This is a genomic window from Staphylococcus sp. EG-SA-14 (assembly GCF_017151935.1).
Lineage (GTDB): Bacteria > Bacillota > Bacilli > Staphylococcales > Staphylococcaceae > Staphylococcus > Staphylococcus aureus.
The window spans coordinates 17,687-40,025 of the sequence record NZ_JACVZM010000004.1 but is presented as its reverse complement, the minus strand read 5'-3'; the positions used below and the strand labels follow the sequence as shown (position 1 = coordinate 40,025).

Sequence of the window (22,339 nt, the reverse complement as noted above, 5' to 3'; positions counted from 1 at the left end):
GATGATGATGACTTTAGAAACGCTTATCAAAGAACAATTAGATCCTCATTTAGTAGAAGTTGATGAAGGGACGTATTATCCGAGAACATTTATTCAACAATTATTTGTAGATGGTTATTTCGGTGAGGCGGCATTGAGAAAAAATGCTGAAGTAATCGAAGCTGTATCGCAGTCTTGTTTGACAACAGGATTTTGTTTATGGTGCCAATTAGCTTTTTCAACGTATTTAGAAAATGCCACGCAGCCACATTTAAATAATGACTTACAACAGCAATTGTTATCTGGAGAAATATTAGGTGCTACCGGATTGTCTAATCCGATGAAGTCATTTAATGATTTAGAAAAGTTGAACCTTGAACACACTTATGTTGATGGACAATTGGTTGTCAGTGGACGTATGCCAGCTGTAAGTAATATTCAAGAAGACCATTATTTTGGTGCGATTTCGAAACATGAATCATCAGATGAATTTGTCATGTTCATTCTACGTGCCAATCAAGATGGTATCACTCTCGTTGAAAAAACAAACTTTTTAGGAGTAAATGGCTCGGCTACGTATCAAATTACTTTGAATCAAGTCGTAGTGCCACAATCACAAATTATCACGCATGATGCAAAGCAGTTTGCGGCAACTATTCGCCCACAATTTATTGCTTATCAAATTCCAATAGGATTAGGCTCAATTAAAAGTTCTTTAGAGTTAATTGATGCATTTTCAAATGCGCAAAACGGAATAAATCAATATTTAGAGTATGATGTTGAAGCTTTTAAAAAACGTTATCGTCAACTTAGAGAGGAATATTATGCAATATTAGATGACGGTAACTTAACTTCACATTTAAGTGAATTAATATCATTGAAGAAGGACATTGGCTATTTATTGTTAGATGTAAATCAAGCTTCTGTTGTCAATGGTGGTTCAAGAGCGTACACACCATATTCGCCACAAGTTCGCAAGTTAAAAGAAGGATTCTTCTTCGCAGCATTGACACCAACATTAAGACATTTAGGTAAACTTGAGGCAGAGTTGAAGGGGTAAGTATGATATGCTAATTTGTTGTTTAGATGCGTTTGTTGAAACATTTTTTAAAATAATATAAATCTTAGTTTATAAACATTTTCTGTTTATTTGTTATATCCTTTTAACTAGGAAAATATACATTTCGTAATAATAATAATCGTTATCATTGAAAAAGTGTTAATAAGGTGTATAATGAAAATGTGAACAATTAATGAACTTCTTATTTTAAAGAAGGTGAATACTATAGATACGCATACTAAAGAACAACAATTCTCGAATCTAGTAAGATCTTATCGTAAAGAATACGTGGGTAAAGGACCCAATAGTATTCGAGTGTCGTTTAAAGATAATTGGGCGATTGCACATATGACAGGTGTTTTGAGTAAAGTTGAGAGTTTTTACCTAAACGACAAACGCAATGAATCGATGCTCCATTATACACGCACAGAGAAGATTAAACAGATGTATAAAGAAATAGATGTAAATGAGATGGAAAGTCTTGTAGGCGCTAAGTTCGTAAAATTATTTACAGATATTGATTTGAATGATGATGAAGTCATTTCAATATTTGTTTTCGATAAGTCAATAGAATAAGTGTTGCTGGTGTAAGGTACACGGTGCTGTTTGCTAACTTCGCTTTGAATTTAACAATAATTCAAGGGGGTGGTATGTCAAACGGTGCCGTTTTTTTGTCATATTTTTAAAACAAGCAACATGCAACACGTACTTTAAGGAAGTCAAAATTTATCATTTAGGAGAGATGGATATGAAAATCGTAGCGTTATTTCCAGAAGCAGTAGAAGGTCAAGAAAATCAATTACTTAATACTAAAAAAGCATTAGGATTAAAAACATTTTTAGAGGAAAGAGGACATGAGTTCATTATATTAGCAGATAATGGTGAAGACTTAGATAAACATTTACCAGATATGGATGTGATTATTAGTGCGCCATTTTATCCTGCATATATGACTCGTGAACGTATTGAAAAAGCATCGAACTTGAAATTAGCAATTACAGCAGGTGTAGGATCTGACCATGTAGATTTAGCGGCAGCAAGTGAACACAATATTGGTGTCGTTGAAGTTACAGGAAGTAATACAGTTAGTGTGGCAGAACATGCGGTTATGGATTTATTAATACTTCTTAGAAACTATGAAGAAGGTCATCGTCAATCAGTAGAAGGTGAATGGAACTTGTCTCAAGTAGGTAATCATGCGCATGAATTACAACACAAAACAATTGGTATTTTTGGATTTGGTCGAATTGGACAACTTGTTGCTGAAAGATTAGCGCCATTTAATGTAACATTACAACACTATGATCCAATCAATCAACAAGACCATAAATTGTCTAAATTTGTAAGCTTTGATGAACTTGTTTCAACAAGTGATGCGATTACAATTCATGCACCATTAACACCAGAAACTGATAACTTATTTGATAAAGATGTTTTAAGTCGTATGAAAAAACACAGTTATTTAGTGAATACTGCACGTGGTAAAATTGTAAATCGCGATGCGTTAGTTGAAGCGTTAGCATCCGAGCATTTACAAGGATATGCTGGTGATGTTTGGTATCCACAACCTGCACCTGCTGATCATCCATGGAGAACAATGCCTAGAAATGCTATGACGGTTCACTATTCAGGTATGACTTTAGAAGCACAAAAACGTATTGAAGATGGAGTTAAAGATATTTTAGAGCGTTTCTTCAATCATGAACCTTTCCAAGATAAAGATATTATTGTTGCAAGTGGTCGTATTGCTAGTAAAAGTTATACAGCTAAATAGAATAAGGATGCTGGGCTAGCGATTAACGCTTTCAATTTTATATAAATGAATCATATAAGCACTACTGCTGTTGTAAAGATGGCAGTAGTTTTTTTATGATTACATCTAAGTATAGTCACGGCTATGTTAGGACAATGATTTAACATTTACGCACATATGTGTTCACTTACGCAATTATTGATAAATTTCATTCATTTGGAATAATATATAGTCATATAGTGCTAATTTTTTTGAGGCATTATATGCAAGATGCATTGTAAAATCGATGCATTTGTTTGTTAAATAACTTTGTATAACTAAAAATTCTTTGTTTCAACGTATAATCTAATAATAGATTTTATATAAATGGTAGTGTGTATATATGTGGATAGGGGTGTAGTTATTAATGAAACGCTTAAGTACGACTTTGAAAGTACGATTGATTAGCAATTTTTTACAGCTAATTATTACGACAGCATTTATACCGTTTATAGCACTATATTTAACAGATATGTTAAGTCAATCAATTGTCGGTATATATCTTGTTGGTTTAGTGGTTCTAAAATTTCCATTGTCCATTATATCTGGTTACCTTATTGAGATTTTTCCGAAAAAGTTGCTAGTACTTATTTATCAAGCGACGATGGTGATAATGCTTGTGTTCATGGGCGTATTTGGGTCACATCAATTGTGGCAAATTATTGGTTTTTGTGTTGCATATGCCATATTTACAATCGTTTGGGGATTACAATTTCCAGTTATGGACACATTAATTATGGATGCAATTACCGAAGACGTGGAACATTATATTTACAAGATTAGCTATTGGATGACGAACTTATCGGTAGCTATTGGGGCATTGTTAGGTGGCTTGATGTATGGCTACAGTATGTTACTACTTTTCTTAATAGCAGCTTGTATATTTTTAATTGTACTCTTTATTTTATATATTTGGTTACCTCAAGACCGAAATCAAGTAAAGCAAAGTGATGACAAGAGGCATGCAAGTCGTTATCAAAAATTACAAATAATGAATATATTTCGCAGTTATAAATTAGTTTTGAAAGACCGTAATTATATGTTATTGATTTCGGGGTTCAGTATCATCATGATGGGTGAATTTTCAATCTCCTCATATATTGCTATTAGACTAAAGGATCAGTTTGAAACAATAAGTATAGGTTCATATGATATTACAGGTGCTAAGATGTTAGCAATCTTGCTAATGATTAATACGGTCGTCGTCATTTTACTCACGTATTCAATCTCGAAAGTTGTATTGAAAATAGATTTTAAAAAAGCTTTAATCACTGGTTTGCTGATTTATATTGTTGGCTATAGTGGTCTAACCTATCTTAATCAGTTTGGCTTATTAGTTGTTTTTATGATAATTGCGACTGTAGGTGAGATTATTTATTCGCCTATAGTTTCAGAACAACGCTTTAAAATTATTCCTAAAGCTAAAAGAGGAACATATAGTGCAGTTAATGCATTAGGTATTCATTTTTCAGAAACACTAGCTAGGTTAGGGATTGTGTTGGGTGTTTTCTTAACGTCATTACAAATGGGACTGTATATGTTTATCGTTTTAACAATTGGTGCTAGCATGCTTGTTGCTGGTGTATTCGGGGGACAAAAACAAGTGAATACAAATTGAATTTATTTAAATATTTATTTTATGCATCTTTTTATATTGAAAACCTATTAATTTGGTCGTAATTAAAATAGAGATAAATTTATTAAGAATTTGTTAAAATTTAAGGATAACAATTGTTTTATGCGAGTTGTTTGTTTAATATAAACTTGCTTCATGGATATTTTGTAACAACAATATTGAATTTGCAATGAGATATGAACAACAGAAAGTGATTAACGAGTTGTAGTGTGCTATTTATCGAAGATGTATGTAATTTACATTGAAAAATATACCAATTGTAACGATGATACAAGATGTATTTTAGGGTAGAATATATCGCTCATATGTTGCGAATGGTGTTTTATATTAATCATTACATAACGAGTTAATTAACATTTCGTCGGTTATCATATCATCATGCAATTTCAGTAAGTAATGAGTATTATGATATGAAAGAAGGACTTTTTATGATTATGGGTAATTTGAGATTTCAACAGGAATATTTTCGTATATACAAAAATAATACAGAATCAACGACACACCGTAATGCGTATTGGGTTAAACTCGCTAAAAATGTTGAAGCTACTAAAATGATGTATGCATTATCGACAATTGTGCAACAACATGCATCTATAAGACATTTTTTTGATGTTACTACCGATGACAATTTAACAATGATACTTCATGAATTTCTGCCTTTTATTGAGATAAAACAAGTTCCAACTTCTTCCGCAAACTATGATTTAGAAGCTTTTTTTAAGCAAGAATTAAGTACTTACCATTTTAATGATTCACCTTTATTCAAATTTAAATTGTTTCAGTTCGCTGATGCTGCATATATACTATTAGATTTTCATGTGTCCATTTTCGATGATAGTCAAATTGATATTTTTCTTGATGATTTATGCAATGCATATCGTGGCAATACTGTTATTAACAATACTCGACAGCATGCACATTTAAATAGAAATGATGATAAAGACAATCAAGATGCATCGCATATAGCATTAGACTCAAACTATTTTCGGTTAGAGAATAACTCTGACATCCATATTGATAGTTATTTACCAATTAAGCATCCATTTGAGCAAGCTTTATATCAAACGTATTTGATTGATGATATGACATCAATAGATATGGCATCGTTGGCTGTTAGTGTGTATTTAGCTAATCATATAATGAGTCAACAACATGATGTCACATTAGGTATACATGTACCATCACATTTACCAAATGATTTACACGGAAATATTGTGCCGTTAACGTTAACAATCGATGCAAAAGATGTATGTCAACGTTTTACAACAGATTTTAATAAATGTGTGTTGCAAAATATGTCGCAATTACAGTGCGCGAAGTCTTCGCTTTCACTAGAGACTATTTTTCATTGTTATCATCATATGATGTCTTGTTGTAATGATGTTATTGAGGATGTACATCAAATACATGATGCACATACATCTTTAGCGGATATTGAAATTTTTCCACATCAACACGGGTTCAAAATTATATATAACAGTGCAGCATATGATTTGCTCTCAATCGAGACGCTGAGTGACTTAGTTCGAAATATTTATTTGCAAATTACTGAAGAAAATGGAAATAAACGAACAACTGTAGATGAACTTAATTTGATGACAGAACGTGATATTCAATTATATGACGATATCAATTTAAGTTTGCCTGAGATAGATGATGCGCAAACAGTTGTTACCTTATTTGAGCAACAAGTTGAAGCAACGCCGAATCATGTCGCTGTGCAATTTGACGGAGTGTTTATAACATATCAAACATTGAATGCACGCGCGAATGATTTAGCACACCGTTTGAGAAACCAGTATGGTGTTGAACCTAATGATCGTGTCGCTGTCATAGCTGAAAAAAGTATTGAGATGATAATAGCGATGATAGGTGTGTTGAAAGCTGGTGGGGCTTACGTGCCAATTGATCCGAACTATCCAAGTGATCGTCAGGAGTACATTTTAAAAGATGCAACGCCTAAAGTTGTAATAACGTACCAAGCTTTATATGAAAATGGTAAACAAAATATTAATCACATTGATTTGAATAAGATAGCGTGGAAAAATATTGATAATCTTTCTAAATGTAACACGTTAGAAGATCATGCTTATGTTATTTACACGTCGGGGACAACTGGTAACCCTAAAGGGACACTAATTCCGCACCGAGGTATTGTTCGCTTGGTCCATCAAAATCATTATGTACCATTAAATGAAGAGACGACGATTTTGTTATCAGGAACTATAGCCTTTGATGCTGCAACATTTGAAATATATGGTGCATTGCTCAATGGTGGAAAGCTGATTGTTGCTAAAAAAGAACAATTATTAAATCCAATAGCGGTAGAACAATTAATCAATGAAAATGACGTTAATACTATGTGGTTAACCTCCTCATTATTTAATCAGATTGCTAGTGAACGAATAGAAGTATTGGCACCGTTAAAGTATTTATTAATTGGTGGAGAAGTATTGAATGCTAAGTGGGTGGATTTGCTTAATCAAAAACCGAAGCATCCTCAAATTATTAATGGTTATGGACCAACTGAAAATACAACATTTACAACGACGTATAATATACCTAACAAAGTTCCAAATCGTATTCCTATTGGTAAACCGATTCTTGGTACTCATGTTTATATCATGCAAGGCGAGCGTCGATGTGGCGTTGGTATTCCTGGAGAATTATGTACAAGTGGCTTTGGGTTAGCTGCAGGTTATTTAAATCAGCCAGAATTGACAGCAGATAAATTTATCAAAGATTCAAATATAAATCAGCTGATGTATAGAAGTGGTGATATCGTTCGTTTGTTACCCGATGGCAACATAGATTATTTATATCGAAAGGACAAACAAGTTAAGATTCGAGGGTTTAGGATTGAGTTGTCAGAGGTTGAGCATGCGCTCGAGCGTATACAAGGTATTAATAAAGCAGTTGTTATTGTTCAAAATCATGATCAAGATCAGTATATCGTTGCTTATTATGAAGCGATGCATACATTATCACATAATAAGATTAAATCACAATTACGTATGACCTTACCGGAGTACATGATACCAGTTAATTTCATGCATATTGAGCAAATTCCTATTACTATTAATGGGAAATTAGATAAGAAGGCATTGCCTATCATGGACTATGTCGATACGGATGCCTATGTAGCACCGAGTACAGATACCGAACACTTGCTATGCCAAATTTTTGCAGATATTTTACATGTGAATCAAGTAGGTATTCATGATAATTTCTTTGAATTAGGTGGCCATTCATTAAAAGCAACGTTAGTGGTGAATCGGATAGAGGCATCTACTGGGAAACGATTACAAATTGGTGATTTATTACAAAAGCCAACTGTATTTGAACTAGCACAAGCGATTGCTAAGGTTCAAGAACAAAACTATGAAGTGATTCCAGAAGCTATAGTTAAAGATGATTATGTGCTGAGCTCTGCACAAAAGCGTATGTATTTATTATGGAAATCAAACCATAAAGATACGGTGTATAACGTACCTTTTTTATGGCGGTTATCATCAGGACTTAATGTAGCTCAATTGCAACAAGCAGTTCAGCATTTGATAGCGCGACATGAGATTCTACGAACACAATATATTGTTGTAGATGATGAGGTTCGACAACGTATTGTGGCAGATGTTGTAGCTGACTTTGAAGAAGTTAACACGCATTTTACGGATGAACAAGAAATTATGCGCCAATTTGTGGCACCTTTTAATTTGGAAAAGCCAAGTCAAATTAGAGTGAGATACATTAGAAGTCCCTTACATGCATACCTGTTTATAGATACACATCATATCATTAATGACGGTATGAGTAATATACAATTAATGAATGATCTTAACGCACTTTATCAACATAAATTATTGTTACCACTTAAATTGCAATATAAAGACTATAGTGAGTGGATGTCGCATCGTGATATGACGAAACATAGACAATATTGGTTATCTCAATTCAAAGATGAAGTACCTATTTTAAGCTTACCGACAGACTATGTTAGACCAAATATTAAAACGACAAATGGAGCAATGATGTCATTTACAATGAATCAACAAATGAGACAGCTACTTCAAAAGTATGTAGAAAAGCATCAAATTACTGATTTTATGTTCTTTATGAGTGTGGTTATGACGTTGTTAAGCAGATATGCTCGAAAAGATGATGTTGTTGTCGGTAGTGTGATGAGTGCACGTATGCATAAAGGCACGGAGCAAATGCTAGGCATGTTTGCTAATACGTTGGTATATAGAGGGCAACCGTCACCTGATAAAATGTGGACACAGTTTTTACAAGAGGTTAAGGAAATGAGTTTGGAGGCATACGAGCATCAAGAATACCCATTCGAATGTTTAGTAAATGACTTAGATCAATCACATGATGCCTCACGGAATCCATTATTTGATGTCATGTTAGTACTACAAAACAATGAAACGAATCATGCTCATTTTGGGCATAGTAAATTAACACACATTCAACCCAAATCAGTGACGGCGAAATTTGATTTATCTTTCATCATTGAAGAAGATCGCGATGACTATATAATCAATATCGAGTATAATACCGATTTATATCACTCAGAAACAGTTCGTCACATGGGTAATCAATGTATGATTATGATTGATTATATTTTGAAGCATCAAGATACACTACAAATTTGTGATATACCAAACGGCACGGAGGAACTTCTAAATTGGGTCAATACGCATGTTAACGATCGAATGCTTAATGTCCCGGGAAATAAATCTATCATAAGTTACTTTAATGAAGTTGTCTCACGACAAGGTAATCATGTTGCGCTAGTCATGAATGATTTGACAATGACGTATGAAACATTACGCAACTATGTGGATGCCATTGCGCACATGCTCCTATCAAATGGTGTGGGCAATGGTCAACGGGTTGCCTTGTTTACAGAACGTAGTTTTGAAATGATTGCGGCGATGTTGGCGACAGTTAAAGTAGGTGCATCTTATATACCTATCGATATTGATTTTCCGAATAAACGACAAGCTGCAATTTTGGAGGATGCTAAAGTAACTGCAGTCATGTCTTACGGCGTTGAAATTGAAACGACATTACCAGTCATTCAATTGGAAAATGCTAAAGGCTTTGTTGAATCAAAGGAAAATGAACAATATGATGATTTACATGGCAATCAACTTGAAAACACAGCGATGTTAGATAATGAGATGTATGCTATTTACACATCTGGTACGACCGGGATGCCTAAAGGGGTTGCCATACGACAACGAAATTTGTTGAATTTAGTGCATGCATGGTCAACTGAATTGCAATTAGGCGACAATGAAGTATTTTTGCAACATGCAAATATTGTTTTTGATGCATCAGTTATGGAGATTTATTGTTGTTTGTTAAATGGTCATACGCTTGTGATTCCAGATAGAGAGGAACGTGTTAATCCAGAACAGTTACAACAACTCATTAATAAGCATCGTGTGACGGTTGCGTCGATTCCGTTACAGATGTGTAGTGTTATGGAAGACTTTTATATTGAAAAGTTGATTACAGGCGGGGCAACTAGTACGGCATCCTTTGTTAAATATATTGAGAAGCATTGTGGCACGTATTTCAATGCCTATGGACCATCTGAGTCAACAGTCATCACATCGTATTGGTCACATCATTGTGGTGATTTGATACCTGAGACGATTCCAATTGGCAAACCCTTATCTAACATCCAAGTGTATATTATGTCAGATGGTTTGTTATGCGGTATTGGTATGCCAGGCGAGTTGTGTATTGCAGGTGATAGTTTAGCGATAGGATATATTAACCGTCCAGAATTAATGGCTGATAAATGGCAAAATAATCCATTTGGTAAAGGAAAGTTGTATCATAGTGGTGATTTAGCACGTTATACATCTGATGGTCAAATTGAATTTTTAGGAAGAATAGATAAACAAGTGAAAGTTAACGGGTACCGTATTGAACTTGATGAAATTGAAAATGCAATATTAGCTATTCGTGGTATATCTGATTGTGTTGTAACAGTAAGTCACTTTGATACGCATGATATATTGAATGCTTATTATGTCGGAGAGCAACAAATGGAACAGGATTTGAAGCAATATTTAAATGATCATCTGCCTAAGTATATGATTCCTAAGACTATAACGCATATCGATTGTATGCCATTAACCACGAATGACAAGGTGGATACTACGCGTTTGCCAAATCCATCACCTATACAACAGTCTAATAAAGTGTATAGCGAACCATCTAATGAAATTGAGCAGACATTTGTTGATGTATTCGGAGAGGTATTGAAACAAAATGATGTCGGTGTTGACGATGATTTCTTTGAACTTGGTGGTAACTCATTAGAGGCGATGTTAGTTGTCTCGCATTTAAAACGATTTGGCCATCATATTTCAATGCAGACATTATACCAATATAAAACCGTGCGACAGATTGTTAATTATATGCACCAAAATCAACAATCATTAGTTGCATTACCGGATAATCTTTCGGAATTACAAAAGATTGTTATGTCTCGTTATAATTTGGGTGTTTTAGAGGATAGTCTAAGTCATCGACCTCTAGGAAATACACTATTGACTGGCGCTACAGGGTTTTTAGGTGCTTATCTGATTGAAGCACTACAAGGATACAGTCATCGCATTTATTGTTTCATACGTGCTGATAATGAGGAAATAGCATGGTATAAGTTGATGACGAATTTAAATGATTATTTTTCAGAAGAGACGGTTGAAATGATGTTATCAAACATTGAAGTCATTGTTGGTGATTTTGAGTGTATGGATGATGTTGTTTTACCAGAAAACATGGATACGATTATTCATGCAGGTGCTCGTACAGATCACTTTGGTGATGATGATGAATTTGAAAAAGTAAATGTTCAAGGTACTGTTGATGTCATACGTTTGGCACAACAACATCATGCAAGGTTAATATATGTGTCTACGATAAGTGTGGGAACTTATTTTGATATAGACACAGAAGATGTGACATTTTCAGAAGCGGATGTCTATAAAGGGCAACTACTAACATCACCATATACACGGAGCAAATTTTATAGTGAATTAAAAGTATTAGAAGCTGTAAATAATGGCTTAGATGGTCGGATTGTACGTGTTGGTAATTTGACGAGTCCTTACAATGGAAGATGGCATATGAGAAATATAAAGACTAACCGTTTTTCAATGGTAATGAATGATTTGTTACAACTGGATTGTATCGGGGTTAGCATGGCTGAAATGCCTGTAGATTTTTCTTTTGTGGATACGACTGCAAGACAAATTGTCGCATTAGCACAAGTCAACACACCACAAATCATTTACCATGTGCTATCACCTAATAAAATGCCGGTGAAATCTTTGTTAGAATGCGTTAAGCGCAAAGAAATTGAACTCGTCAGCGATGAATCATTTAATGAAATTTTACAGAAACAAGACATGTACGAAACGATTGGATTAACTAGTGTTGACCGTGAACAACAACTAGCAATGATAGATACAACATTAACATTAAAAATAATGAATCACATCAGTGAAAAATGGCCAACGATAACTAACAATTGGCTGTATCATTGGGCACAATATATCAAAACAATATTCAATAAGTAAGTAGGGAAAGTTATGACAGTATTTGTAATGCAATTACAGAGTAACTTGAAAAGTATTGAAGAATTAATATCACAAAGTCGTTGGTCATATAAAAAACCGCGTACAGTCAACTATAGATACAATCAAGATAAACTCATGCACAGATTGGGAGATATTTTAGTGCAATATGGAATTCAACATGACACAGGTTTATTACCACATGAATGGCATTATCACATTTCGCCACGAGGTAAGGCAGATATTGTTCAACACAATCGTGATGGACAGCCCATCTATGTGAGCTTATCATATAGTTATCCTTATATCGTGTGTGTTGTCGATAAAGAACCAGTTGGTATAGATATCGAAAAGATATCACAACGTTTAGACTGGCGTACGTTAGTGACGTGTTTCTCTACAAACGAAGCACATCAAATATGTAGTTTAAATGATTTTTATCAAATATGGACACAAAAAGAAAGTTTTACAAAATTGATTGGTGAAGGTTTAATCAAAGGATTGGACATTTATGATATGACACAATCACACTTTTATCAATCACGTGAAGTGAAGTTCAAACAATTTATTTTTGATCAGTTTATGGTACAGGTATGTTTCTTAGGACAGGCACCCTGGGGTTATAAAAAAGTGTCTGTATTTCAGTTATTGAGTAGTTAATATGACGTCTGACAGTATCATTGCGCAGTGATTTTAAACTATACTGCCTAAATGTTTACTGTTAGATGTTTTTTTATTGGAAAAATGAAAGGTGAATACACGATGGCATCATTCAAAATCATGACGAGATTAAAGTAAGTGATAAGGTGAAAATATACTGAGCAATATTGAAATTACCGAAAATAATAGTTTGTTACGACGCATTTGAGACTTTAATGCTCACGTAAGTTGGCTGGAATCATATCATGTCAGTTAATAAAATAACGTGAGCATCAATCATCATACTCAAACGATGATTTAAAACTCACGTTAATGTTAGTCAGTGTATTAATTTAATTTATAGCGATAGACAAAATGTTGTCGCACTAATTCAATTGTCATCATCCAGACGATATGGCCAAAGAATTCTGACAGATGCTCTTGGAATGGTTGATCCCACACAGCAGGTACAGTATGCATGATTGGCATAATGATAAGGTGGAATAATACCCAAATAGCAATACCAAAAACAGCACCTTGTCCCATTGCTAAGTAAGCGTATTTTTTAACTAATATGCAGTAAATAATTGCAATGACGATAGAAAAACTAAAGTGAACAATGAACCTTACCCAAGGTAATTCCATATTTGAAAATGTATACGTCTGATGTGTAAATTCACTACTAAATCCTAATTGTTGCAATAACTCTTGAGGTGGGTTCGTTGCATTACGTTCTGGTGTGCGAGGTGGAAACATGACTTCCCAACCTAATTTTACAATTCCAGATAACAAGCCACCGATAATTCCAGCATAAATGAATATACCCATTTGTCGTTTCGTCAACTTAAGGACTCCTCTCTATTTACTATCCTCATTATAGTATTTTGTGAAAATAATCACAATAAAAAGCTTTGCAAAACTTAAAATATTTTGATAAACAAATTTGTAAAAGGTTATTAGTTTTTTACATCTCATATTGTATCGTACTGTATTCAAAATTGTTAACGAGATGAACGGTAAATAAATGTTTTAGCGCAATGGATAATCGAACTGGAATCATCGCGTGTCAAAACTTGTTAGGCCTTAATTTCATAGTTATGAATTAAGGATTGTTGTGCCAACAAAATCATTATTGTAAATAGATTCAATGATATTTGGCTTGTTTCCTGATGCAATGATAACTTTAGGACAGCCATTTTCAATCGCATTTTTGGCATCTAGCACTTTGGGAATCATACCTCCATAAATATCACCATGTTCAATATATTGATGAATATCGACTAATGGCAATTGAGGTATAACCACATCATTGATGAGTACACCTGCAATATTACTTAATACATAAATAGGCGCTTTTAATGATGATGCAATAAAATAGGCAAGCGTGTCAGCATTAATATTGTAAAATTCTCCATCATGGTTATTGAAACCAATCGAATTGATGATAGGTACAAATTTAGTACATATATACTGTAAAGCATCCTTATTTAAAGCGGTCGGGACACCGACATATCCATATTGTTGATCAAAACGTTTAATTTCAAATAATTGAGCATCCAAACCACATAAGCCTATCGCAGAACATTGGTGCTGGTTAAATTGAGCTACTAATGCAGTGTTAACGTCTGCAATGAGCGTGTGTTTAGTAATGGTCATGGTTGCTTTATCAGTCACTCTTAGGCCATTAACAAAGTGTGGCTCGATTTGCTGGTTTGATAATGCATCATTAATAAATGGGCCACCGCCATGAACGATAATAGGGTAGATGTTGTTTAATCGTAAATGCTTAATATTGTTAATAATTGATGGATGCATGTCACTAAGTGTACTGCCACCAATTTTAATGACAATAAATTTCATCTAACCAACACCACCTTATGTTCGATATGATGCGTTGATACGCACATAATCATAGGATAAATCACAACCGTATGCAGTCGCTGCAGCGTTACCTAAACCAAGCTGAACGTCAATTGTGACATTTTCATGAGTTAATGTATTCGACATAGCTTGCTCATCAAATAGTACAGCCATACCTTTATCAACGACAGGTATTTGGTTCAGTTGAACATATGTGCAGTTAGGATCAATTTCACATCCGCTGTAGCCAATAGCTGTAATGATTCGACCAAAATTGGCATCTTCGCCAAAAATAGCTGATTTTACTAGATTTGAACTTACGATAGTTTTACCGATTTTTCTTGCATCTGATATTGATTTAGCGCCTGACACATTGACGCTGATTAACTTTGTTGCGCCTTCGCCATCTCTGGCTATAGCTTTAGCTAAAAATGTACAGACAAAATTGAATGCATCAACAAATGTTTCCCATTGTGGATGGTCTTGACTAAGTATTTGGTGTTCAACTTGGTGATTTGCCATGACTAATACCATGTCATTTGTACTTGTATCGCCATCAACAGTAATCATATTAAATGTATGGTCAGTCGAAGATTTTAATAATTGATGAAGTGTATTCGATTCAATCGATGCATCGGTTGTTATAAAAGCAAGCATGGTAGCCATATTTGGGTGAATCATACCTGAACCTTTGGCGCTACCACCAATTGTAACGGTTTTACCATCGATTTTTAGTGATACAGCGATATGTTTTGTACAGGTATCAGTTGTTAAAATTGCCTCGTTAAACGCACCTGGCGTTGCAAAATTAGCATCCTTAATATGTTCGGTCCCAGTCTTAATTTTATCCATAGGCAAATATTCACCAATGACCCCAGTTGAAGCAACAGCAACATGCTCAGATGGTATTTGAAGTTGTTGAGCAACCCATGTTTGTGTTTGTCGTGCATCATCTATGCCTTGTTGACCGGTACAAGAATTTGCATTAGCTGAATTAACAACAAGTGCTTGTAATTTTCCTTTAGACTTTTGTAAAGTGTCTTCAGTGACAATAAGTGGTGCAGCTTTAAACTGATTTAAAGTATATACGGCAGCTGCACTTGCCAAAGACGATGAGTAAATCCACCCAAAGTCTTTTTTGTTAGCGCGTAAACCGATGTGCATACCACCAGCCGTGAAGCCTTGAGGTGTACTGATATCGCCATGTTTAATAATTGAAAAGTTATATTGTTGTGATGTCGTTTCTTGATGTTTCATTCTAACACCCCTTATGGATAAACTGGTGATTGATTTAGGCCAGTCGTCACTTCAAAATCATATAATATATTTAAATTTTGAATGGCTTGCCCACTTGCGCCTTTGACAAGGTTATCAATCACTGATACTAAAATTGCTGTTTGCGTTGTTTCATCTACATAGATGCCGATATCGCAGTAGTTACTACCGAGTACTTCTTTTGTGGTTGGAAAAGTCCCAATATCTCTAATTCTGACAAATGGCTGATTAGCATAATAAGAGGTCATTAATTTATGTAATGATTCAGTCGTATATTCAGATGATAATTTGACATATATTGTTGATAAAATACCTCGTGTCATTGGTACGAGATGTGGTGTAAATATGACTGATACATCTTGACCCGCAATGATAGATAAATATTGCTCGATTTCCGGTTTGTGTTTATGGTTTCCGATTGCATAAGCGCTTAGATTTTCATTCATTTCTGAAAAATGAACACGTTGTGATAATGAACGACCAGCACCTGACACGCCGGTCTTAGCATCAATAATAATAGATGACAAATCTACTATTTTTTCGCTAATAAGTGGATGTAATGCTAATAATGTTGCTGTAGGGAAACAGCCAGGATTAGAAATGAGCTTCGTTCCATTGTTATCAAACGATTGCCATTCTGAAATGCTGTAAATAGCATGATTCAAATCATCTTGTGCTGCAGCAGTTTCTTTGTAATATGCTTCATATATTTCACGATTCTTAATTCTAAATGCGCCAGATAAATCGATAACATGAATACCTTTTTCTACTAAGGGAGGGATACATGTTTTACTTACGGGTGCTGGTGTCGCAAAGAAAATTACATCACAGTCATTATTGTCCACTGTAAGTGCTTCGAAATGTTGTATAATATGTTGTAAATGTGGAAATGTTAATTTCAACGGTTCATCTACTTTTGAATGTGAGTAGATGTGTGCAATCGTTACATGAGGATGTGTTTGTAACAATCGAATTAATTCAATTGCGCCATAACCGCTACCGCCAACGATACCTACTTTAATCATCATGAATCCCTCCTATGTCATATATAAATGATTAATTGTTAATTTTTAAAAACGTCTTGAAAAGCTGCAACAATTTGATGGATTTCCTCTTTATCAATGACTAGAGGTGGAGACAATCGAATGATAGTACGATGCGTGTCTTTGCATAAGATTCCACGTTGAATCAGTTGATCCACAAAAGGTGCAGCATCTGTGTTAAGCTCTATGCCTATAAATAAACCACGACCTCTAATTTCTTTAATACTAGGATGTTTAAGTTGTAGCAACGCTTTTAATAAAAATGAACCTAAGCGTTCTGATCGTTCAACCAGTTGTTCATCTTTAAGTACATCAAGCGCTGCCGTCGATATTGCAATGGCTAAAGGGTTACCACCAAATGTCGAACCATGTGTACCTGGTGTTAGAACACGCATGACATCATTATTTGCAAGTACAGCAGATACAGGGTATAAGCCGCCACCCAATGCCTTACCTAAAATATAAATGTCTGGAACAACTTGCTCCCATTCCATAGCAAACCATTTCCCAGTTCTACCAAGACCAACTTGAATTTCATCTGCAATCAATAATATTTGATGTTTATCACATAGTTGACGCACAGCTTGAATATATCCTTTCGGTGGTATATTAACGCCACCTTCACCTTGAATTGGTTCCAAAATAATTGCTGCTGTATTCGGTGAAATAGCTTGTGTTAATTGTTCAATGTCTCCAAAATCTACTGTTGTAGTGCCTTGAAGTAGGGGGTGAAATCCTGCTTTATATGCGTCGTGGTTAGATAGTGATAATGAGCCAAGTGTACGACCGTGAAAATTGTTATTCATAGCGATGATTTCAACTTGTCCGTCAGTAATGCCTTTAACTTCAGAGCCCCATTTTCTAGCAATTTTAATGGCTGCTTCAACAGCTTCAGTACCAGAGTTAAGGGGGAGTACTTTGTCTTTCTTAGCAAGATGACAAATTTTTTCTTCCCATTTCCCGAGATTGTCACTATAAAGGACACGTGAAATGATAGACAACTTTGAAGCTTGTTCTGTCATCGCTTTAACAATTGTTGGATGACAATGGCCTTGGTTTGCAACTGAAAAACCCGAAATGCAATCTATATATTGTTTGCCATCAGTATCCCAAACTTTGACACCTTTACCTTTAGAAATGACAAGCTTAAGTGGTGCATAATTATTAGAGCTATAATAATCAGTTAATTCAATGATTGAATTCATCGGTCTCCCTCCTTTATATTTATACAATTTAAAGAATTAATATTAATATATTACAGTTGTTCAATATAAGTGTCAAATGTAAATTTAATAATATAAAGATAAGGTTGTGTTTGTATTAATGTGATTTGTAAAATGAAAGTACTAATATTTTTTGTGGATAATCATTGATATGTATGTATACGATTGCAGTTTAATGTAGTATGAATAAAAAATGCCACAAGCATATGTTTAACATATGACTGTGGCATAGTATTATGCTTGTGGAATTTTACGATGCTTAATTTTAAAAATAATGAAGCCGATAATGAAACCAATCAAACTGAGAACAACCCAGCCCATACCAATGTCTGATAATGGTAAATATTTTTGGCTGAAATTAATCAAAGTTTGTGAGAATGATGTGCTTGAAATGAACTCTGGACTAGCTTTTAATCCATCTACTAATGCAGCAATCATTGTAAAGAAAATGGTACATTGATAAATAATTTTTGAATGATGGAATTTGCTACTAAATAATGTTAGTACAATCAAGGCAATTGCTAATGGATATAAGAACATTAACACTGGGACTGAGTACATAATAATCTTAGTTAAACCAACATTCGCGAATAAGAACGAAATAAAGCTTACAACTGTTGCAATCGCTAGGTAATTCATTTTAGGGAAAAGGTGTTCGAATGTTTCTGAAAATGCCGTAATCAAACCGATGGCTGTTTTTAAACAAGCAACCATAACGATAAGTGACAACAGGACGATACCGTAGTTACCTAAGTAGTATTGCGTAATTTGCGCTAAGGCAATACCACCATTTTCACTAAGTTTGAAATGACCAATACTTAATGTACCCATGATTGCTAGTAGGGTATAAATGATCCCCATCATAATGATACTGATAGTACCAGACTTAATTGTTTCTTTAGCGATATCAGTTGGATTTTCGATACCTAACTTTTTAATCGTTGCAACAATGATGATACCAAATGCCAATGACGCTAGCGCATCTAAGGTATTGTATCCATCTAAAAAGCCGTTAAATAAGGCATGTGATTGATATTGTTTACTAATAGGTGCATCAGATATGCCACCTAATGGATGGATAAAAGCAAATAATAAAATAATTGCTAATAATACTAAGAATACCGGATTTAAAAATTTACCGATATATTCTAAAATTCTTGATGGCTTTCTCGCAAAAAACCATGCAATCACAAAGAAGACGAAGCTAAAAATAAATAAATATAAAGTGATTTGCTTTGGTGATAAAAATGGCGAAAATGCAATTTCAAATGATGTCGTTGCCAGTCTAGGTAAGGCGAAAAATGGTCCGATAACTAGATATAAGGCAATCGTGAAAATGTAAGCATATGTTTTATTAACACGCGATGCAATTTCAAATAAACCAGATGTCTTTGAAATGCCAATAGCAATGATACCTAGAAATGGTAAGCCAATTGCTGTAATTAAAAATCCTAAGTTAGCGATAAAAACGTTAGAACCAGCAGCTTGACCCAAGTGTATTGGGAAGATAAGATTGCCGGCACCAAAGAATAAACCAAATAACATAGAACCTATAAACATGTTTTCTTTAAATGTTAGTTTCTTCTTCATATATGTATTTGTTCTCCTTTTTAGAACTTATAAAAATCTACTTAATTAAGATAATATCAAAAATTAAACATAAAGTGATACATAATTTTGCAATAAATACTAAATTTTTTGAAAATTCCGGAATAAATACTGTTTTTTATGTAGTAGGGGCGTAAGTTAAGAACGATTTAACAGATATAGAATATGTTAAATATAGAAGGTTAGACAACCCGACGTATTAATACTTTGTGAAATAAAGATCCCCCTCAACATGATTGAAGGGGGGAAGTATATGTTTAGTTCAATACATTTAGAAAGTCGTTTGTAGTTATTGTTTGTCCCATCAATGGGAATACATTATCTATTGGAAATTGATGTAGCGTTTCGTTTTGTGCACTCATCATATCTGTAACAAAAAACTGATTGTAGTTTAATTGATAGGCATCTCGCGCTGTCGTATCTACGCCAATATGCGTTGCGACACCACCAAGAACAATCGTATCAATTCCTCGACGTCGCAATTGTAAGTCCAAATCTGTTCCTACAAATGCACTAAAATGTCGTTTGTCTATGACAAAATCGTCATCTCTCTTGTCTAATAAATGATGGAAACGACTGTAGTCGTCGCCTTCTTTTGGTGGTAATGAGATCATTGCATTTGGTTGCAATACATCTTTACCATCATAGAAATTCACGCGAACAAAAGCGATAAAGCCATTGTTTTTTCTAAAAACATTTATTAATTTATTAGCGTTTTGAACGACATTTTCAGCTGTATGTGGCGCATAATCCATCTTAAGTATACCTTCTTGCAGGTCGATTAACACTAAAGCGGTTTTATTAAAATTAATCATCTTATATCAGAGTCCTTTTCGTTTAATAAAGTATTCGCTTAAACTTATACCCTGTATACGATGAAATTATTTATTTTGTTGTGAAAAAGCTTTAGCGATATCGATCAGTTTCTTCGGTGCGTCTTCGACAGACATTTTGACTTCGACAAAATGCATCACATCGGGATGACCATTAATTGCATTAAACGTGTCTTGTAAATCTTTTGATGATTCAACGTCATGAATTTCAACATTTTTACCACCAAATACAGCTGGTAAAGCTTTATAATCCCACATGTGAATTTCATTATAAGGTTCATACATGCCGTGAATAAGTCGTTCTACCGTATAGCCGTCATTATTAATCACAAATAATACCGGTTTAATATGCTGTCTAATCATAGTTGAAATAGCTTGAACAGTTAGTTGCAATGAGCCATCACCAATTAATAATAAGTTACGACGATCTTTGTCTGCTAATTGTGAACCTAATGTTGCAGGTAATGTATAGCCGATAGAACCCCATAACGGTTGCCCTATAAAAGTATTGTTTTTGTATAATGCTAAATCATAAGCACCAAAGAATGATGTACCTTGATCAGCAATGATGACATCGTTTGGTTTTAAGAAATTTTGCATCATTTTAAAATAAGTTTGTTGTGTTAATGGTGCTGTGCCAACAGTATAATCGGGTGATGTTGGACGATGATAAGCAGGGAACGATGCGTTATTCGTATATGAAATATTGGATAACTGTTTTAACAACGATGGTAGAGATATTTCGTCATTTGTAACATCGTCAATTTTGATATTATGATGATTTAACATAACGACATCATCGATATTGAATTGGTATGAAAATCCTGCTGTTGCTGAATCTGTTAATTTGGCTCCAATATTTAAAATTAAATCGCTGTTGTCCACATAATCTCGTATTTTATCTTCGGCAATTTTCCCATCGTAAATACCCATATAATATGGATTTTCCTCATTAAAAGCACCTTTTCCTAATGAAAGTTGTGCTACTGGTATCTGTGTTTGATTTACAAAATCTTCTAATTCTTGATGGAGGTGAAAACTGTTAATTTCATGTCCAGTAATGATGATAGGCTGCTTCGCTTGATGCAATTTAGATGCTAATAACTCTATATATGTTGATGCATCCGTATCTTTAGTTGCCGTCACTTCAAATGGTGTCGGTATCTCAATTTCAGAGATTGCGACATCGATTGGTAAATGTAAATGAACTGGGCGTCTTTCGGCGATTGCTGTATTAATTAAACGTGGTATTTCGGTTGTTGCATTTTCAGGTGTGATATAACCTTGTGCAACGGTTATATGTGCAAACATTTTTCGGTAGTCGTCAAATGTACCTTCACCAAGTGAGTGATGTACATATTTACCGCCTTGTTCAACAGCACGTGTCGGCGCACCTGTAATCGCAATGACAGGTATGCGTTCAGCATATGAACCTGCGATACCGTTGACGGCACTTAATTCGCCAACACCAAATGTAGTAACTAATGCAGCGAGTCCATTAAGACGGGCATAACCGTCCGCTGCGTAACTTGCGTTTAATTCATTTGTATTTCCTACCCAATCTACATTGGGATTGCTGATAATATCGTCTAGAAAAGCGAGATTAAAATCACCAGGAACACCAAAAATTTTATCGACGCCTGCTCGATGAATAGCGTCAATTAAGTAAGCTCCAATGCGTTGTTTCATAAAAAAACCACCTTTTCTCTATATTTACACTTAAAATGATAGCCTCGAATATAGTGTAAGGTCAAGGAAGTTGACTTTGTTGTGAAAACGCTAACAATAGT

At 34.4% G+C, this 22,339-nt stretch carries 14 protein-coding genes; 6 read left to right on the top strand and 8 right to left on the bottom strand.

Annotation, left to right across the window (positions count from 1 at the left end):
* Positions 1 to 7: 7 nt before the first annotated feature.
* From IDG63_RS04315 to ausB, 6 genes are all read left to right on the top strand, one after another.
* On the top strand, positions 8 to 1,039 hold the full coding sequence (locus tag IDG63_RS04315; RefSeq protein WP_000171645.1) for an acyl-CoA/acyl-ACP dehydrogenase: 1,032 nt from the start codon (positions 8 to 10) through the stop codon (positions 1,037 to 1,039).
* Between the two features lie 216 nt (positions 1,040 to 1,255).
* Positions 1,256 to 1,615, top strand: a complete 360-nt coding sequence (locus IDG63_RS04310; protein ID WP_001092004.1) for a Na-translocating system protein MpsC family protein — start codon at positions 1,256 to 1,258, stop codon at positions 1,613 to 1,615.
* 172 nt (positions 1,616 to 1,787) lie between these two features.
* Entirely contained in the window at positions 1,788 to 2,813 is a 1,026-nt protein-coding gene (locus tag IDG63_RS04305) for an NAD-dependent formate dehydrogenase (RefSeq protein ID WP_000706138.1), read from the top strand.
* A gap of 385 nt (positions 2,814 to 3,198) precedes the next feature.
* Positions 3,199 to 4,449: an MDR family MFS transporter gene (locus tag IDG63_RS04300; RefSeq protein WP_000826862.1), complete on the top strand. Its 1,251-nt coding sequence runs from the start codon at positions 3,199 to 3,201 to the stop codon at positions 4,447 to 4,449.
* Positions 4,450 to 4,895: 446 nt separating this feature from the next.
* Positions 4,896 to 12,071, top strand: a complete 7,176-nt coding sequence (gene ausA, locus IDG63_RS04295; RefSeq protein ID WP_001641296.1) for an aureusimine non-ribosomal peptide synthetase AusA — start codon at positions 4,896 to 4,898, stop codon at positions 12,069 to 12,071.
* A 12-nt stretch (positions 12,072 to 12,083) separates the two neighbouring features.
* Positions 12,084 to 12,728 (top strand): aureusimine biosynthesis 4'-phosphopantetheinyl transferase AusB, encoded by a 645-nt coding sequence (ausB, locus tag IDG63_RS04290; protein ID WP_000215724.1) that lies wholly within the window; start codon positions 12,084 to 12,086, stop codon positions 12,726 to 12,728.
* A gap of 327 nt (positions 12,729 to 13,055) precedes the next feature.
* Here ausB and IDG63_RS04285 read toward each other — a convergent pair whose 3' ends face one another.
* From IDG63_RS04285 to IDG63_RS04250, 8 genes are all read right to left on the bottom strand, one after another.
* A complete protein-coding gene (locus IDG63_RS04285; RefSeq protein ID WP_072414225.1) occupies positions 13,056 to 13,535 on the bottom strand; it encodes a YagU family protein in 480 nt (159 codons plus the stop codon).
* 267 nt (positions 13,536 to 13,802) lie between these two features.
* Positions 13,803 to 14,567 (bottom strand): acetylglutamate kinase, encoded by a 765-nt coding sequence (gene argB / locus IDG63_RS04280; protein ID WP_000668881.1) that lies wholly within the window; start codon positions 14,565 to 14,567, stop codon positions 13,803 to 13,805.
* A 15-nt stretch (positions 14,568 to 14,582) separates the two neighbouring features.
* Entirely contained in the window at positions 14,583 to 15,824 is a 1,242-nt protein-coding gene (argJ, locus tag IDG63_RS04275; protein WP_000682608.1) for a bifunctional glutamate N-acetyltransferase/amino-acid acetyltransferase ArgJ, read from the bottom strand.
* A gap of 11 nt (positions 15,825 to 15,835) precedes the next feature.
* On the bottom strand, positions 15,836 to 16,867 hold the full coding sequence (gene argC / locus IDG63_RS04270; protein ID WP_000598479.1) for an N-acetyl-gamma-glutamyl-phosphate reductase: 1,032 nt from the start codon (positions 16,865 to 16,867) through the stop codon (positions 15,836 to 15,838).
* A 38-nt stretch (positions 16,868 to 16,905) separates the two neighbouring features.
* Positions 16,906 to 18,090, bottom strand: coding sequence for an ornithine--oxo-acid transaminase (gene rocD, locus IDG63_RS04265; protein WP_001084436.1), 1,185 nt, complete (start codon positions 18,088 to 18,090; stop codon positions 16,906 to 16,908).
* Positions 18,091 to 18,342: 252 nt separating this feature from the next.
* Positions 18,343 to 19,698, bottom strand: coding sequence for a branched-chain amino acid transport system II carrier protein BrnQ1 (brnQ1, locus tag IDG63_RS04260; RefSeq protein WP_000728169.1), 1,356 nt, complete (start codon positions 19,696 to 19,698; stop codon positions 18,343 to 18,345).
* 275 nt (positions 19,699 to 19,973) lie between these two features.
* The gene (locus IDG63_RS04255) at positions 19,974 to 20,531 is read right to left on the bottom strand and encodes an isochorismatase family protein (RefSeq protein ID WP_001641298.1); all 558 of its coding nucleotides are present in this window, start codon (positions 20,529 to 20,531) and stop codon (positions 19,974 to 19,976) included.
* A 66-nt stretch (positions 20,532 to 20,597) separates the two neighbouring features.
* Positions 20,598 to 22,238: an alpha-keto acid decarboxylase family protein gene (locus tag IDG63_RS04250; protein ID WP_000813553.1), complete on the bottom strand. Its 1,641-nt coding sequence runs from the start codon at positions 22,236 to 22,238 to the stop codon at positions 20,598 to 20,600.
* Positions 22,239 to 22,339 lie beyond the last annotated feature (101 nt).

What these genes read in the sequence shown, in the direction of transcription:
- IDG63_RS04315 (WP_000171645.1), top strand. Translation starts at nt 8, where the DNA reads ATGACTTTAGAAACGCTTATCAAAGAACAATTAGATCCTCATTTAGTA.
- IDG63_RS04305 (WP_000706138.1), top strand. Translation starts at nt 1,788, where the DNA reads ATGAAAATCGTAGCGTTATTTCCAGAAGCAGTAGAAGGTCAAGAAAAT.
- IDG63_RS04300 (WP_000826862.1), top strand. Translation starts at nt 3,199, where the DNA reads ATGAAACGCTTAAGTACGACTTTGAAAGTACGATTGATTAGCAATTTT.
- ausA (WP_001641296.1), top strand. Translation starts at nt 4,896, where the DNA reads ATGATTATGGGTAATTTGAGATTTCAACAGGAATATTTTCGTATATAC.
- ausB (WP_000215724.1), top strand. Translation starts at nt 12,084, where the DNA reads ATGACAGTATTTGTAATGCAATTACAGAGTAACTTGAAAAGTATTGAA.
- IDG63_RS04285 (WP_072414225.1), bottom strand. Translation starts at nt 13,535, where the DNA reads ATGGGTATATTCATTTATGCTGGAATTATCGGTGGCTTGTTATCTGGA.
- argB (WP_000668881.1), bottom strand. Translation starts at nt 14,567, where the DNA reads ATGAAATTTATTGTCATTAAAATTGGTGGCAGTACACTTAGTGACATG.
- argJ (WP_000682608.1), bottom strand. Translation starts at nt 15,824, where the DNA reads ATGAAACATCAAGAAACGACATCACAACAATATAACTTTTCAATTATT.
- argC (WP_000598479.1), bottom strand. Translation starts at nt 16,867, where the DNA reads ATGATTAAAGTAGGTATCGTTGGCGGTAGCGGTTATGGCGCAATTGAA.
- rocD (WP_001084436.1), bottom strand. Translation starts at nt 18,090, where the DNA reads ATGAATTCAATCATTGAATTAACTGATTATTATAGCTCTAATAATTAT.
- brnQ1 (WP_000728169.1), bottom strand. Translation starts at nt 19,698, where the DNA reads ATGAAGAAGAAACTAACATTTAAAGAAAACATGTTTATAGGTTCTATG.
- IDG63_RS04255 (WP_001641298.1), bottom strand. Translation starts at nt 20,531, where the DNA reads ATGATTAATTTTAATAAAACCGCTTTAGTGTTAATCGACCTGCAAGAA.
- IDG63_RS04250 (WP_000813553.1), bottom strand. Translation starts at nt 22,238, where the DNA reads ATGAAACAACGCATTGGAGCTTACTTAATTGACGCTATTCATCGAGCA.